We start from the raw sequence: 18,561 nt of genomic DNA, 5'->3' as shown, positions 1-18,561 counted from the left end.
AGCTGCAGTTTGTGCCGGGCAGTGACTTCGATAGTTTGGCCAATGGTGAAAGCTCCACGGTGACCGTGCGTTATGTGATGTCCGATAACGAAGGGGCAGAATCGACGTCAACGGCGACCATCACGGTCACCGGCACCAATGATGACCCGGTCGCGAGTGCGGATGCGCAAACCGGTCATGAGAACCAGACATTAACCATCGATGTGCTGGCCAACGATACCGATGTGGATCACAACGATGGCCCGGCCAACTTCAGTCTCGACAGTGTGCAGATCATTGATGGTGACGGCAATCCGTTAAGCGGTCAGGGTACTGTCAGCGTGGTGAACAACCAGCTGCAGTTTGTGCCGGGTACGGATTTCGATAGTTTGGCCAACGGTGAAAGCACCACCGTGACCGTGCGTTATGTGATGTCCGATAACGAAGGGGCAGAATCAACGTCAACGGCGACCATCACGGTCACCGGCACCAATGATGATTCGGTGGCGAGTGCGGATGAGCAAACCGGTCATGAGAACCAGACATTAACCCTCGATGTGCTGGCCAACGATACCGATGTGGATCACAACGATGGTCCGTCCAACTTCAGTCTCGACAGTGTGCAGATCATTGATGGTGACGGTAATCCGTTAAGCGGTCAGGGTACTGTCAGCGTGGTGAACAACCAGCTGCAGTTTGTGCCGGGCAGTGACTTCGACAGTCTGGCCAACGGTGAAAGTACGACGGTGACCGTGCGTTATGTGATGTCTGATAATGAAGGGGCAGAATCGACTTCCACGGCCACCATTACGGTCACTGGTACCAATGACGATCCGGTCGCCAGTGCTGATACCGCCACCGGTCATGAGAACCAGACGCTGACCATCGATGTACTGGCCAACGACACGGATGTGGATCATAACGATGGTCCGGCCAACTTCAGCCTCGACAGCGTGCAGATCGTCGATGGCGACGGCAATCCATTAACCGGCCAGGGCACGGTCAGCGTGGTGAACAACCAGCTGCAGTTTGTCCCCGGCAGTGACTTCGATAGTTTGGCCAACGGTGAAAGCTCCACGGTGACTGTGCGTTATGTGATGTCCGATAACGAAGGGGCAGAATCGACGTCAACAGCCACCATCACGGTAACTGGCACCAATGATGATCCGGTGGCGAATGCGGATACGCAAACCGGTCATGAGAATGAAACCCTCACGATTGATGTGCTGGCTAACGATACCGATGTGGATCATAACGATGGTCCGGCCAACTTCAGTCTCGACAGCGTGCAGATCGTTGATGGCGACGGTAATCCATTAAGCGGTCAGGGCACGGTCAGCGTCGTGAATAACCAGCTGCAGTTTGTGCCGGGCAATGACTTCGACAGTCTCGCCAACGGTGAAAGTACGACAGTCACCGTGCGTTATGTGATGTCCGATAACGAAGGGGCAGAATCGACTTCCACAGCCACCATTACGGTCACTGGCACCAATGACGATCCGGTCGCCAGTGCTGATACCGCCACTGGTCATGAGAACCAGACGCTGACCATCGATGTACTGGCCAACGACACGGATGTGGATCATAACGATGGTCCGGCCAACTTCAGCCTAGACAGCGTGCAGATTGTGGATGGCGACGGCAATCCATTAAGTGGTCAGGGCACCGTCAGCGTGGTGAACAACCAGCTGCAGTTTGTGCCAGGCAGTGATTTTGACAGTCTCGCCAACGGTGAAAGTACGACAGTCATCGTGCGTTATGTGATGTCCGATAACGAAGGGGCGACCTCGGAATCCACGGCGACCATCACCGTGACCGGCACCAACGATGATCCGGTGGCGAGTGCCGATACCAAAACGGGTCATGAGAATGAAACCCTCACCATTGATGTGCTGGCGAATGACACGGATGTGGACCACAACGATGGTCCGGCCAACTTCAGCCTCGACAGCGTGCAGATCGTCGATGGCGACGGCAATCCGTTAAGCGGCCAGGGTACCGTCAGCGTGGTGAACAACCAGCTGCAGTTTGTGCCGGGCAGTGACTTCGACAGCCTGGCCAACGGTGAAAGCTCCACCGTCACTGTGCGTTATGTGATGTCCGATAACGAAGGGGCGACCTCGGAATCCACGGCGACCATCACGGTCACCGGCACCAACGATGATCCGGTGGCGAGTGCGGATACCAAAACCGGTCATGAGAATGAAACCCTCACTATTGATGTATTGGCCAACGATACCGATGTGGATCATAACGATGGTCCGGCCAACTTCAGTCTCGACAGCGTGCAGATCGTCGATGGTGACGGCAATCCGTTAAGTGGGCAGGGTACTGTCAGCGTGGTGAATAACCAGCTGCAGTTTGTGCCGGGGTCGGATTTCGACAGCTTGGCCAATGGTGAAAGTACGACCGTCACCGTGCGTTATGTGATGTCCGATAACGAAGGGGCGACCTCGGAATCAACGGCCACCATCACGGTCACCGGCACCAACGATGATCCGGTGGCGAGTGCGGATACCAAAACCGGTCATGAGAATGAAACCCTCACCATTGATGTATTGGCCAACGATACCGATGTGGATCATAACGATGGTCCGGCCAACTTCAGTCTCGACAGCGTGCAGATCGTCGATGGTGACGGCAATCCGTTAAGTGGGCAGGGTACTGTCAGCGTGGTGAATAACCAGCTGCAGTTTGTGCCGGGCAGTGACTTCGACAGCCTGGCCAGTGGTGAAAGCGCGACAGTGACCGTGCGTTACGTGATGTCCGATGATGAAGGCGCAGAATCAACATCCACCGCCACTATCACGGTGACCGGCACCAACGATGCGCCGGTCGCTACCGATAACACCTTTACCTTGGCAGAGGACAATAGCTACACCTTCTCAGCCGCAGACTTTGGTTTCAGTGACGTGGATGGTGACAGTCTCCACGCTGTCACCATTACCCAGACGCCGGCTGCCGGTGAGCTCAGGCTGAATGGGGCGTTGGTCAGTGATGGACAGGAGATTGCAGCTGACGATATCGGTTCGCTGGTCTTTACACCGGTCGCCAATGCCCATGGCGATGATTATGCGGATATCCAGTTCACGGTCAGTGACGGAACGGCCAGCAGTGCAGCACAGACACTCACCTTTGATGTGACATCCGTTAATGACGGCCCGACAGCCGTCGCAGACGGCAACATGACGGACCCGACGGTACCGACCATGACGTCCAACACGGATCAGGGCTTTGTGGTGAGTGCCAGTGGTCAGGCCACGGCGGATTATGCGGCTCATAAAGCCTTTGACGGCGTTGACGCCAGCAGTGCAAATAACGCTAATTCCTGGGCAACAGCCGGCAGTTCCGGCTGGTTGCAGGTGGATACAGGCGAGCCGATTACGGTATGGCGCTATGACCTCAAGGCAATTGGCCGTGATCAGGGACGGGAACCCAGGGACTGGCAACTGCTGGGCAGTAACGATGGCGTGAACTTCGAAGTGATTGACAGTCATAGCAGTGTGACGGACTGGTCACTGCGCGAAGTGAAGGACTTCGAGCTCGATGAACCTGCCACATACCGCTATTTCAAACTCGATATCAGCTCCAATAATGGTGACAGCTATACCGGTGTGGATGGCTTCCAGCTGTTCCAGGTAGCAACTACGGATGAGGGCGACAGTCTCACCCTGGATGTGCTGGCCAATGATGTCGATATCGACGTTGATGACAGCCCGGCGAACTTCTCGCTGGATAGTGTCGAGATTGTGGATGCCGACGGTAACCCAGTGACGGGTCAGGGTACGGTCAGTATCGTCAACAACCAGCTGCAGTTTGATCCGGGCAGTGATTTTGATGGTCTTGCCACTGGTGAAAATGCCACGGTGCAGATTCGTTACATGATGAGTGACGATGAAGGTGCATCGTCGTCAGTAACCACCACGATTGCTATCAATGGCACCAATGATGCGCCGGTCGTGACCATGCCGGTAACGCCATTCTCTTACACAGAAAACGACGGTGGAGAAGCAATACTCAATACCGTGACCTTGTCTGACAGCGACAGCAGTACATTGCAGAGTGCGACTGTGCAGGTGACCGGTAATTACCTCACCGGAGAGGATACCCTCGCATTCACCGATCAGAACGGGATCACCGGCAGCTGGGATGCGGGTACAGGTACCCTGACGCTATCCGGTGATGCAACCGTTGCCCAATACCAGGCGGCGTTGCAGAGCATCACTTACACCAATCATTCGGATAGTCCGGATACGGATGACCGTACCCTTAGCATCACGGTGAATGATGGTGAGGATGACAGCGCGATACAGACTGCCACAGTCTCAGTCACGGATGTGAATGATGTGCCGGTCATCAGCGGTGTGGGGGCGCAGGTCAGTGAAACCCTGCTGACAGCCAATCAGCCGGGTGACACCCAGCATATCCAGATCGCTCAGTCCGGTTCACACGCCCTGGCAGTAGGGGATGTGATTGAGATCACCTTCACCAACAGTCAGGACAGCAGTGAAACTTATACGGTGACCCATACCGTTACCGATACCGCAACACACCGTATTGCGCTGGCTGTGGCCAATGCCATTGAGGGTGCAGAGGGTATTGGTGACTTGGTGTCATTTGCCGCAGGCCCTATCAGTTCCAGTTACCGCAATGTGCTGGAAGTCGATGATAACAACCGGCCACCGTTTACCATTTCCACGGTGATCAAGGATGCCAGTGACCAGGTTGTTTCCTCTGATATTGATTTCACTGCCGATGCAGGCAATGTCTATAGCGTGCAATACAACGGCGCCGGTACCGAGGGTGTGGCACAGGTGGAGGCGCTCACTGTACCTGCCGACCTGCAGGTAGGACAGACTGTAACCTTCAATGTGGAAGGGCTTGAAGTCAGTCACACCGTGGCTGCGGGTGAAAGCACAGAAGATGTACGGGACGCATTGCTGACTCAGATGGGGGATGTCTATGACATAACTCAGGTTGCCACAGCGGCAGCCAGTGGTACGGATACCATCAACCTGACCGCAGTAAAAGCCGGTGTTGCCTTCACCGCCTACGGCATCAGCAGTGCGGTGGCGGATGTGTTCAGTCTGTCGATTAACGAGAATAGCGCAGTGGATACCGTGGTCGGCATGGTAGGCGCCAGTGATCGTGATGGTGAATCCGATTCGCTGACCTATTCTCTGGTCGACGATGCTGGCGGTCGGTTCAGTATTGACAGCAGTACCGGTGAAATCCGCGTTGCCGGCGCACTGGATCACGAAAGTACTGACAGCCATACCATTACCGTCCAGGTCACCGATGGTCAGAATGTCTCCAGTCAGCAGCAATTGAGCATTGCCGTTGCCGATGTCAACGAAGCGCCCACAGCGGCAGACAATACTCTGACAATCAATGAAGACACTGCCTACCACTTCGAAGCAGATGATTTTTCGATTGCTGACCCGGATGTCGGCGATACGCACAGCGTCACCATTACAGCTATCAATGGTGATGGCACGTTATACAAGGAACCTGCACCGGAACTGTCACTGGATTTCAGTAATCAGAATGATCCAGTCAACGATGCTGGCAACAATATCCATGGCACGATGACATCAGGCGTTCAGTGGCAAGATGATGCGGATCGGGGACCGGTTCTGCAGTTCAACGATACCGCGGATTACCTGACGCTGGACACTGCCCTGGATGTAGGCAGCGAGTGGACCATCAGTGTGAATTTCAGAAACCCGGATCCGGTAGATAATGGAAACATCAGCCTACTGACCCGCGGTAGCACGGATGGACACGTGGCCATCAACGCCAGTGGTGAGTTGGGTGTGTATGACCGGATGCCAAGTAACACTTTCATAGGTTCCGGCTATACCATCACGGACCTTGATGGTGACTGGCATAACCTGGTCGCCGTCGGTTCTGGCGGCACCACGGAATTTTATATTGATAATGAGCTTGTCGGTTCCGTGAATTTCCAGGTGACGGAAGCGATCAGCACCATCGGTGGTGATGACAGTAATCCTTTCGTCAATCCGTTTGCCGAATTTATTGATGATTTTGAATTCTATGATTCGGCACTGACACCGGATTTGACGACAGGCACTCTTCAAGGGGCGACTGTCGTGAATGCCGGTGATTCCATTGCCGCAGCAGAGCTGTCACAGCTGACCTTTGTACCAGATGACAACGTTAACGGTTCCAACACGGCCAGCATTGACTTCAAGGCAGTGGACAATCATGGCGCCGAAAGCAGCGTCCATACACTGACCTTTGATGTGACGTCAGTGAATGACCGGCCTGAAGCAGTGGCAATCAGTGACACGGCGACAGAAGACGCACCATTGACCGGCAGCCTTTCCGCAACGGATGGCGACAGTGGGGATAGCCATACCTTTAACATTGTGAGCCAGCCCGCCGAAGGCAGTGTCTCTATTCTGCCGGATACCCTGGCGCAATTTGCGCTGGATGGCGACAGTACCGACTCAGGTTCCGCGAACCTTGACGGTACTGCCAATGCTGGCGTCAGTTATGTGCAGGATCCTGAGCGTGGCCAGGTCGCAGAGTTCAATAACAATGGCATGGTCACCCTTGCCGAAGGGGAAAATGCCGCGGATGGTCTGCCCGCCGAATCCATGACAGTCGCTGGCTGGGTGAACCTGGACAGTGCAGACACCTGGGGCGGTTTCTTTGGTCTGATACAAGATAATGGCAGCTATGAGAAAGGTTGGCTGCTGGGTACGCAGGATCAGAAGTTCAGCTTTGCCTTGAAATCCGGCGACAGCAGTACGTTGACCTACCTGACAGATGATGCAGCCAGTTTTGAACTAGGCCAGTGGTACCACGTAGCGGCCACCTATGATGGTGCGACCATGAACCTGTACGTCAATGGTGAGCTGGTCGTCAGCAGTACCGACCAGAGTGGAGCCATTGATTACCCATCATCCGGTCGGCTTCAGATCGGTGCCTACAGTGATGATGATGAGCAGTTTGGCCACGATGGCAAGCTGGATGACATGCGTCTGTACGATACGGCGTTGACCGAAGCGCAGATCCAGCAGGCCATGGAGGGCCAGCAGGGCGGTGATTACCGGTTTGAGCCTGGTGATGACTTCCAGGATCTGGCTGCGGGTGAAACACGGGATGTCTCGTTCACCTATGAGGCTGTGGACAATTCCGGTGCTGAAAATGCCACGAGTGAAACGGCGACGGTAACCGTCACTGTGACCGGTGTCAATGATGGGCCAGAGGCGGAAGACAGTACCCTCACAATCAGTGAAGATGGCAGTTATACCTTCGCGGCAGGCGATTTTGGTTTCAGCGATACCGATACCAGCGACACCCTGCAGTCAGTGACCATTACCCGACTGCCGGTAGCCGGTGTCCTGGCGTTGAATGGCGTCGATGTCACTCTCAATCAGGCCATCAATGCGGCGGATCTCAGCGGTCTGGTATTTACACCCGATGCTGATGCTAATGGCGCCAGTTATGCGGACTTGCAGTTTACGGCCAGTGATGGACAGGCCAGTAGCGATACGCAGACGCTGACCTTCGACGTAACCGCCGTCAATGACGCAGCTACCGTCGTTTCAGGCGACACCCTGAATTACACCACCAACAGCGATATGCAGGTCGTGGTGGATGGTAGTGTCACCATTACGGATGTGGATTCCACCGCGCTGCAAAGTGCCACGGTTCAGCTTTCCGGCAATTACGCCAACGGTGAGGATGTACTGGCATTTACCGACCAGAATGGCATTACCGGCAGCTGGGATGCGGCAACCGGTACCCTGACGCTGACAGGGGATGCCTCGTTGGCGGATTATGAAGCGGCACTGGAGTCGGTCACTTACAGCAATACCTCCGATGATCGCAGTACCGATCCACGTACGGTCAGTATCACGGTGAATGATGGCACTGATGACAGTGCTGTGGCGACAAGCACGATCAATGTCAGTCAGTTCAACGAGGCGCCGGGCATACTGGATCAGAACTACTCGATGTCTCTGAGTGGTTCGTCGGGCGACTACCTGATAGCCAATCCGGCCGCTGATATACCCTCTGATGCCTTTACGGTGGAGATGTGGGTCAATACCTCCGGCAGCGGTGATGCGCTGTTCTCGTATGCAACACCTGACAGTAACAATGAAATGTTGCTGTTTAACCAGAGCAATCTGGGTCTATACATTGGAGGCTCCAGTGTTTCCACCGGTGTCGATGTCTCAGATGGCAACTGGCACCATGTGGCCTGGACCTGGGACAGTGCGACCGGCGATACCAAGTTGTTTGTCGATGGTGACGAGCGTTATAGCGGTACCCTGAGACAGGGAGATTCCATTGAGGGGGATGGCGCTCTGGTCTTTGGCCAGGAGCAGGACAGCGTCGGCGGCGGCTTTGACAGTAGTCAGGCCTTTGATGGTGAAATGCGGGATATCCGGCTATGGAGCAGTGCCAAATCCGAGAGCGCCATTGACGGCGACAAGGATCAGGCCCTGAGTGGTACGGAATCAGACCTGGTCAGCTACTACCCGATGAGTGGCGGCAGTGGTGATGTTGAGGATTTTGGTCCTGCGGGTAATGACATGGAACGTCATGGCGCTACCTGGGAAGAAGTGGTTCGGGAAACGCCAGAAGACCAGCCGCTGACGATCACAACCCTCAGTTTTGCGGATTCAGATTCCGGCAGTGATGCGGTGGAGGTCACGCTGAGCATCACCAACGGTACCCTCGAACTCGCAGATAACAGTGGTGTGACCGTGACGGCAGGTGCCGACAACTCTGGCACCATGACATTACAGGGTTCACTGACTGATCTTAATGCAGCAATCAATGGTCTGCAGTTCCACCCCACAGCAAACTACCATGGTACCGCTACGCTGACTGCCAGCATCAATGACCTGGGTAACAGTGATGGTGCAGAAGCCCAGAGCGCGAGTATCACCCGGACTATCACCGTCAATAGTGTGAATGATGGGCCGACCTCGGCGGATAACACGGTCACTATGACGGAAGATGGCAGCTACACCTTTGCGGCGGGTGACTTCAGTTTCAATGATGAAGACGGCGACAGCTTGGATGCCATCACCATCACGCAATTACCGACCGATGGTTCGCTGACATTGAATGGCGCAGCGGTGGATACGGGTGACAGTGTGGCGGCTGCCGATATTGGCAACCTGGTGTACACACCACCAGCCGATGCCTTTGGTACCGGCTATGCCAATTTGCAGTTCACTGTCAGTGATGGCACGGACAGCAGTGCGGCACAGACACTCACCTTTGATGTGACCGGGGTGAATGACGCCCCGACCCTGACCAATAGCTTCAGTGAAGATTTCAATACCAGCACGGGCTGGGTCGTGGACGGCGATGCATCCATTTCCGGTGGCCAGGCTGTCCTGACGCCCAATGCTACCGCACAGGCGGGTGCTGTACTTTGGGATACCCCAATGGCCAGCTCTGGCGGATTGCAAACAACCTTCGATTTCCAGGCAACGGGTTCTGGGGATGGATTTGCGCTGGTGCTGGTTGATGGTGATCAGGTTGACAGCAGTAATTTTGCCGTTGGTGGCGCTGGTGGCAGCCTGGGTGCTAAGGATATGGACGACAGGTACCTTACCATCGGATTTGATGAATACCAGGGCGATAATGTTCATCTTATTAACGGCAACTCCGAATTCCAGAGTTACGATGTCAGCGGTCAGGGTGGAATTGACGGTTCCGGATTCCGCAAGGTGGATGTGGAACTGACCCCGGATCAACAGCTGACGGTCAAGATGAGCTGGGACAACGGCGCAACCTGGAGTACGGTCATTGATAGCTATGATCTTGCGGGCCAGGGCTTCAATCTGCCGGACAACCTCAAGCTGGGCTTCACCGGTGGTACGGGCGGCGCGACTGCCGAGCATGTGATTGACAATGTGGAAGTTAACTACCTGTTGAACAACACTCTGTCGTCGGTTGCTGAAGATATTACCGACGGTAGTGGCAACACGGTGGCAGAGATCATCCAGAGCGCCAATCAGCTGAGTGATGCAGATGGCGCTGTCACCGAGGCAATGGCCATTACCGGTGTAGATGACAGTAATGGTACCTGGCAGTACTCCACGGATGGTGGCACCACTTGGCAGTCCATCAACGACGGCAGCCTGGGCGACAGTCATGCCCTGCTACTGGGCAGTACGGATCAGGTGCGTTTTGAACCCAATGCCAACTATAACGGTGAGGCCAACATCACGTTCCGGGCCTGGGATGGCACAACCGGCAATGCTGGCAGTTATGCTGATACCAGCAACAACGGTGACATCACCGCCTTTAGCAGTAATGAAGGCACAGCGATGGTGACAGTGACCGTTGTCAATGATGTACCGGTGGCCAGCCTGGATACCGGCAGCGGCCATGAAAACCAGACCCTGACCCTTAATGTACTGGCCAACGACACGGATGTGGACAGCGGCGACAGTCCCACAAACTTCAGCCTGGATAGCGTGCAGATTGTGGATGGTGATGGCAACCCCGTCACCGGCCAGGGCTCGGTCAGTGTTGTCAGCAATCAGTTAGAGTTTGCGCCAGGTAGTGACTTCGATAGCTTGGCGACGGGCGAAACCGCGACGGTAACCGTCCGTTATGTAATGTCTGATGATGATGGGGCTGAATCAACCTCAACGGCCACGATTACCGTCACGGGTACGAATGATGATCCGGTGGCAAGCGCTGATACCGGATCAGGTCATGAAAACGAAACGCTGACGATTAATGTGCTGGCGAACGACACAGATGCTGATCATAACGACGGCTCGGCCAATTTCAGCCTGGACAGCGTCCAGGTGGTGGATGGCGACGGTAACCCGGCCAGTGGCCAGGGCACAGTCAGCGTGGTGAATAACCAGCTGCAGTTTGTGCCGGGCAGTGATTTCGACAGCCTGGCGGCCGGTGAAACGGCAACGGTAACCGTGCGCTATGTCATGTCTGACGATGAAGGGGCGGAATCGACCTCAACGGCGACGATCACCGTGACCGGTACCAATGATGCGCCGGTGGCCAATGCGGATACCGGTTCTACCCAGGAGAATCAGTCTCTGACGCTGAATGTGTTGGCCAATGATACCGATGTGGACAGCAGTGACAGTGCATCAAACTTCAGCCTGGACAGTGTTCAAATCGTCGATGGTGACGGCAATCCACTCACAGGACAGGGCACAGTCAGCATCGTCAATAACCAACTGCAGTTTAACCCCGGTGAAGACTTTGACGGGTTAGCGAATGGTGAGACGACGACGGTCAATGTCCGTTATGTGATGTCGGATGATTCGGGAGTCACCTCGACGGCAGATGCTGCAATTACCGTGACCGGTACCAATGACACGCCGTTCCTGACAGCGGCACCGACGGACATGGGATCTCCTACTGGATTACGGGGTGAAGTCTTTGAGACCAACAATGCCATCAATAACTTGGTGGATCTTGGCAACCTCATGGATGGTGGGGCTACAGCGACCTTTACAGCGACCAACCTGGATTACAGTGACAGCTCTGCGACGATAGGCGCTTTCTTAGGCACGGATGCAGATAGCTTGTCACAGAATATCGGCGGGAATGCCATGGAGACGGTGGGTTTCCGATTAACGGGATTCATCCAGCTGACAGCCGGCGAACATGATTTCACGGTCACCTCCGATGATGGATTCAGGCTGACCATTGGTGGTGAACCCGTCAGTGAGTTTTTCGGTTTGAGAGGGGCTGAAGGGACAACTGCTGCTTTTGAAGCTCCGGCTGATGGCTTTTACAGTTTCGAACTGACTTACTGGGAAAACGGTGGCGGAGAGCGCCTGCAGGTTACCAGCTCGGCTACGGATGGCGCGGTTCTGAGCACGGACAACATCCTGTATGAATCGCTGCCCGGCGTCAGTTACACAGAAAATGGTGCGGGCACGACGGTAGGTGATGATCTTGTGATCACTGATCTGGATGTGGAAGACATGAGTTCTGCCACCATTACCATTGCCGATGGCTATGTGGCCGGCGAAGATTCGCTGAACTTCACCGACCAGAACGGCATTACCGGCAGCTGGGATGCGGCGACTGGGACTCTTACCCTGACCGGCAGCGCATCCCAGGAAAATTACCAGGCGGCGTTGCGCAGCATCACTTATAGCAACAGCTCGGAAGACCCGGATACCGGCGACCGAGAAGTCAGTTTTACCGTCTCAGACGGGACGGAGACGACCGGTGCCGTCAGCCGGACGGTTCAGGTGGCAGCGGTCAATGATGGCCCTGAGCTGGAGAACAATACGCTGTCGATTGATGAAGGTGCCACCGTGGTGCTGACCTCTGCGAACCTCAGCGCTACGGATGCTGACCATGATGACAGTGGCCTGACCTTTGTGATCAGCGATGTTGAACATGGCACCTTCAGCGGAACGGGTGTCACCGATAACGGTGACGGCACATTCAGTTTCACCCAGCAGCAACTGTTGGACGGTGAAGTCAGCTTTACCCATGATGGCGGGGAAGTGCAGCCATCCTACTCGGTGACAGTAACCGATGGTGTGGCGGTAACCGCCAGTGCGGCGGCCACCATCAACTTCACCAACGTGAATGAAGCGCCGGAGCTGGATTCGGTGAATAGCGTTGATGTGAATGTCGCTTACTCCTTCTCCGAAGGCTCCGGTACCAGCGCGTCAGATATGGGCGACGGTGATCAGGCGCTGACCTTCTCCGGCAGCGCCAGCTGGGGGACTGGCCATGACGGCACGGGCTCTGCGCTTGAAATGGACGGTACGTCCGGTGCCGGGGAACTCAGTGGCCTGCAGACCGGCGGCGCCATGACGGTTTCCACCTGGGTGAAATTTGACAGTTTCAGTCAGAACTGGTCAAGAGTCTTTGATTTTGGTGATGGCGCCGGTGTTGACAATATTTTATTGGGGCACGTCACAACGACGAACGACCTCGGCTTTCAGGTCCGTGATGGTGATGGTACGGCACATACGCTGACAGTTGATGATTTCTTCACCGCCGGTGAGTGGGTGCATGTGGCTGCGACAGTTGACAGCAGTGGCATGATGACCGTTTACAAGAATGGAGTGGAAGCTGGCACTTTGCAAGGCGGCGTCCCGCCGGAGAAAATCCGTGCGAATAACTTCATTGGTAAGAGCAATTGGTCGAGTGACGGTTACATGGACGGTGCCGTGGATGATTTCGCGGTATTCAATGAAGCGCTGGATGCGACGCAGATCAGCAACCTTTTCCAGGCCAGCCAGCTGGAAGACTTTATTGATGACTTCAGTGTCAATGAGAATATGGCCAATGGCACGGTGGTAGGGCAGGTCACGGCCTCTGATGTGGATGCTGGTGACACCCTGACCTATTCCCTGCTCGATGATGACGGCGGCCGTTTTGCCATCGACAGCAGCACGGGTGAAATCACCGTGGCGGACGGCAGTCTGTTGGATCATGAGGCAGATACTACGCATGAAGTCCGGGTACAGGTCACGGATTCCGGTGGGCTGACCAGTGAGCAGGATTACACCATCCAGGTCGGTGATGTGAATGAAGCACCGACGTCTGTGTCGCTGGCAGTGGATGCTGGCGTGGCGCCTTCCGCGCCAACGGCTCAAGCTGCCTGGGACTTTAACGGTAATTTGGATAGTGATACCGGTGGTGACAGTTTCTCGGGTGCCACTCCTACATTTGTCGACGGCCCTAATAATCAATTCGACAATGCCATTCGCTTTGATGGCAGCAGCACAGCATTTACTGCTGATCTTGCAGCATCCGAAACATCTTATGGAATAGGATTTTGGTTTCGGACTACAGACTCTGGCTGCATGGTTGAAATTACGGATACTACGCTGGGGCCTCGTGATCGCGAAATCTGGATTGATTCTGATGGTAGGATTAATGCCCGTGTTTGGTCTGAAGAAACGATCACCAGTGATGCATCCACCACGTTTAACGATGGTGAATGGCACTATATGGTTCACAGTTATGGTGGAGATGTTGGGGGGCAAACGCTGTTTGTGGATGGTCAAGAAGTAGCATCCGGTAATTTAACGGCGTCTGCCTTTAACTGGGACAACACGATTCGACTGGGAAGTGAAGCCGGAACCGGTTTTGGTGGTGCTTTCACGGGTGATATTGCCGGACTTCAGGTGTTTGATCAGGCCGTGACTGCAGCACAGATTCCCGAATTGATGGCTGATGTGGCCAATATTGATGCTGTGCTGGATGAAAACACCGCAACGGCCGTTACCATTGGCACAGTTTCGGCTACGGATCCGGACACCGATAATGAAGCCTTCAGCCAGCACAGCTTTACCGTATCTGACAACCGGTTTGAAGTGGTGAACGGTGAATTGCGCCTGAAAGCCGGTCAGGTGCTGGATCATGAAACCGAAGAGTCGTTCTCGGTCACAGTCACAGCGGTTGACGACAATGGCAACGGGCTGTCAGGCGGCAGCCAGACCTTCACGATCCTGGTGCAGGATGTTAACGATGCACCGACGGTGGCGGATCAGACCTTTACCATCAATGAGGATGCCTCGCACCCGTTCACGGCGGATGACTTTACCATCGCCGACCAGGATGCCGGGGACACCCATACGGTAACGATCACCGCGATCAATGGTGACGGTACGCTGTACAAGCAGCCGACACCGGATTTGCACTTCGATTTCAGTGATTCTTCTGATCCCGCCAATGATGCCCGTAACGACATCCAGGGCACCCTGCACGGTGTACAGCAGGTGACGGATGCTGAACAGGGTGGTGTCATTGAGTTTGATGCCAATAGCGATTATATCCAGCTGGACCAGGCCTATGACCTGGGCAGCGAATGGACCATCAGTGTCAGCTTCAATGATCTGTTTCTTGATAACGGGCTATGGAATACGCTGTCACGAGGTACGGATCATCAAGTGATCTTCCATAAAGATACGGGCGAGCTGGGTACCTGGGACAATACCGGTGGAACGGGTTTCAATGGCTCCGGCTACTTTGCCAGCTCCATTGGCGATGGTTGGCATGATCTGGTCGCAGTCGGAGAAAATGGTACGACGACATTCTATATTGATGGCGTTGAGGTAGGCACCAGTGACTATCAGGCGACTGACAATATTGCGTCAGTAGGTAACTACCTAAATCATAGTCAGCCCTTTGCCGCACAGCTGGATGACTTCCAGATAGTGAATGAAGCCCTGGCACCGAGCCCGATTGAAGGGCAGCCTTTTGGTACCACGGCAGTGTCTGCCAATGACACCTTCACCACTGATGAACTACAGGAACTGGTGTTTGTCCCGGATGCCAATGCCAGTGGCGACGCTGCTGCTTCCATCGAATTCAAGGCAACCGATAACAATGGACTGGAGAGTTCCGTTCAGACATTAACCTTTGATGTCACACCGGTCGCGGATGCGCCGACCATTACCCTGAATAATGACGTGTACAGTGACCTGGTGTTGGATACGGAGCTGATAACCAATGGAACCTTTGATACATCGGCAGACGGCTGGTCTCTGACGGGAACCGTAGATTTTGGTGGTATTGGTCAGTTGAGTTTCAGTGGGGGGAATGGCCCCAATGACGGTGTTGCAGAACAAAACTTCTCAATTCACCCGGACGTGAATTACACCCTATCTCTTGACTATGCAACGTCTGGCCTATCAATAGTGCAGTCAGGCTTGGTGGAAGTGGTTGATGTGACGACCGGTAATGTGTTGGCCAGTGAAACCATTACGACCAGTTCTGGTACTAATCAGGCATTGAATCTCAGTTTTGCCGGTATTTCCGCCGGTAATGCAACATTGCGGATTACGGATACCTCGACCCAGACCAGTAGTATTGATCTACGCATTGATAATATCTCGATACAGGCGACCAGTGCGGACAATGGTCATATGTCCACGGGTGAGGGTGTCTATGTTCAGGGTGACCAGGCAATCGAGGTGGATCTCGGCGTGGCCACACCGGACAGTGACGGTTCGGAAACCCTGGCGATTGAGCTGACGGGTATTCCTGCGGATGTCGTTCTGTCGGATGGCACCAATACCCTGACCTCAACCGGTGAAGCGTTGGATGTGTCCGGCTGGGATATGGGTAGCCTGACGATGACATCGCATCAGGGGGTCGATTTTGCGATGACCGTTACCGCCACCGCTACGGAGACAGCGACCGGCGCAACAGCCGTGACGTCCCAGGCGATTAATGTGCATTTCGATCATGACCCCTTTATTGACGGGGAACTGAATATTGTTGCCCCGGATGATCTGGTGACCCATACCGTGACCGAGTCCTTCCTGCTCTCCAATGCCAGCGATGCCCAGGGTGACGGATTGAGTGTTCAGGATGTCAGCATTGATGGCGTCAGCGCCCACCGGCATGATTTCCAGACCAGCCTATCGGCAGGCAGTGGCGGAGGTGTTTCCGTTAGCGGAGATACGCTGACACTGACCGGCGGGGCTTCAGGTGTGGAAAATGTGGTGTTGATCGATACCACCGGCGGCGGTACCCGTGGGTCGGATCTACATCTGGATTTCACGGTTACACCCACGGATGGTAACGCCACCCGTAATAACTTCATTGTCTTTGATTATGTGGATGCCAATAACTACAAGGCCATTGGCAGCTATGACGGGGATGGTACATCGCATTGGGTTGTTGAGCAGTGGACGAATGGTGCCCCTACAAGACTGTCTGAGTTTGACAGTAACAACAATGCCAACATCAATACCGGGCGTCATTACGAGGTGGATATTGTTGATAATCGGGTCAGCCTGACCGTCGATGGTGTGGAAAAGATAGCCCACCAGTTCAGCGAGAATGTCAGTGATGGTGAACTGGGTGTGATGAATGCATCCAGCGCGATTACCACCTACACACTGAACGGTGCGGACTGGGATATCTATCCCGACAATGAACATACCGTCTATGACAACAATGACGGCACCTGGACGATCCGCACCGGTGATGAACTCAGTGGTGACCTGACCCTGGATTACAACGTCAGTGACGGCACCAACACCACCGCAGCCACGGCAACCCTTTCGGTAGACCACGCGGTGGATGCCAGCATTCAACTCTCCGACACCACGGGCATCAGTGACGATGTGCTGCCGGTGGAAACCACTGCAACGGGGGATACCCTGACGGTTTCCAACGTCAATGGGCAGGCGGTAGCAGCCTCCGGCACCACCAGTATTGCCGGGGAGTACGGTACCCTGGATATCGCCGCCGACGGCAGCTGGAACTACAACCTTGACCCTGCCTTCGCCAGTGTGGATCTCGACAGCAACCTGATGGCCCGCTGGACCTTTGATGAAGGCACCGGTACCACCGTCGCTGACAGTTCAACAGTGGACAGCATTGCGGATAACGGTACGTTGGCCGGGGCGACGTTTGTTTCTGACGGTGTCAGTGGCGGTGCGGTGAGTTTTGATGGGGTTAATGACCGTATCACGGTGGCCAATTCTGCGGAAATCAATACCTATTCGGGAACCACTGCGGAAAACAATATTGTTTCAGCGGATGTCACCGAGCGGACGATCAGCCTCTCGTTCAGAATTGATCCTGCTAATGACCTCAGTGGCACCCAGATTCTTTTTGAAGAAGGCGGTGGTACGAATGGCCTGAATATTTATATTAACAACGGAAATCTTTACGTCGGTGCATGGAGTGAATCGGATAGCTGGAACGGCGCCTTTATCGGTACCAGTCTGGATAATATGGATGCCGGTTGGCATAGCGTCACGATGGTGCTGGATGCGTCTGGTGCGACGGCCAGTGAAAGAACGGTAACGGGTTATCTCGATGGGGTCGATTTCGGGACGCAGTCCGGCGCCGTTCCGGTCAGCGCGCACAGTGGCCAAATCGCTTTTGGATCCAATCCTGACAGTACCAAAATACACAGTGGTGATGTGACCAGTGCCGGTAATTATTTCCATGGTGATATCGATGAGGCCAGCCTCTATAACCGGGCGTTAACGGATGCTGAAGTCAGGGTGTTGGGGGGGGCGGATCAGACGGAAACCTTCACGTATGAGGTATCGGATGGTTCGAACAGCAGCACAGCCACGCTGGACATTGATGTGATGCATACCCTGGACAGCACCGGCGCCATTGATGGCACCGTCAATGGCGAGACCCTGACGGGTACCGCGTTTGGTGAACAGATCAATGGTATGGCTGGCAATGACACCCTGCTGGGTCTGGATGGGGATGACTTCATGATCGGTGGTGCTGGCAATGACACCCTGACCGGCGGCGCGGGTTCCGATACCTTTGTCTGGATTGCCGGTGATGAAGGAACCGCGTCCACCATTGCCGTAGATACGATTACGGATTTCGATGCCAGTGTCAGTGGGGATGCCATTGATCTCAGCCAGCTGTTGTCCGGTGAAACACCGGAGACCATTGACCAGTTTCTGGATGTCGCGGTGGTTAACGGCAGCACTGAAATTAGTATTCATCCATCCGGAGCCGGTGGTGACGTGACCCAGAAAATCGTCCTGCAGGATGTCGACCTGTCCAGCCTGGGTGATAACAACGCGATATTAAATACCATGCTGCAGAACGGTAACCTACATCTGGATGGGTAACGGG

1 protein-coding gene is annotated in these 18,561 nt (G+C 54.7%); it reads left to right on the top strand.

Going from position 1 to position 18,561, the window contains the following annotated elements:
• Window positions 1-11: 11 nt before the first annotated feature.
• Window positions 12-18,557 carry an Ig-like domain-containing protein gene (locus tag KHS78_RS16105; protein WP_211829494.1) on the top strand — a complete coding sequence of 6,182 codons (18,546 nt, stop codon included), beginning with the start codon at window positions 12-14 and terminating at the stop codon, window positions 18,555-18,557.
• The last annotated feature ends 4 nt before the right edge of the window (window positions 18,558-18,561 follow it).

Source organism: Kistimonas asteriae (genome assembly GCF_018263925.1).
GTDB lineage: Bacteria > Pseudomonadota > Gammaproteobacteria > Pseudomonadales > Endozoicomonadaceae > Kistimonas > Kistimonas asteriae.
Note: the sequence above shows the minus strand (reverse complement) of the source record. Positions and strands in the feature narration are given on the sequence as shown.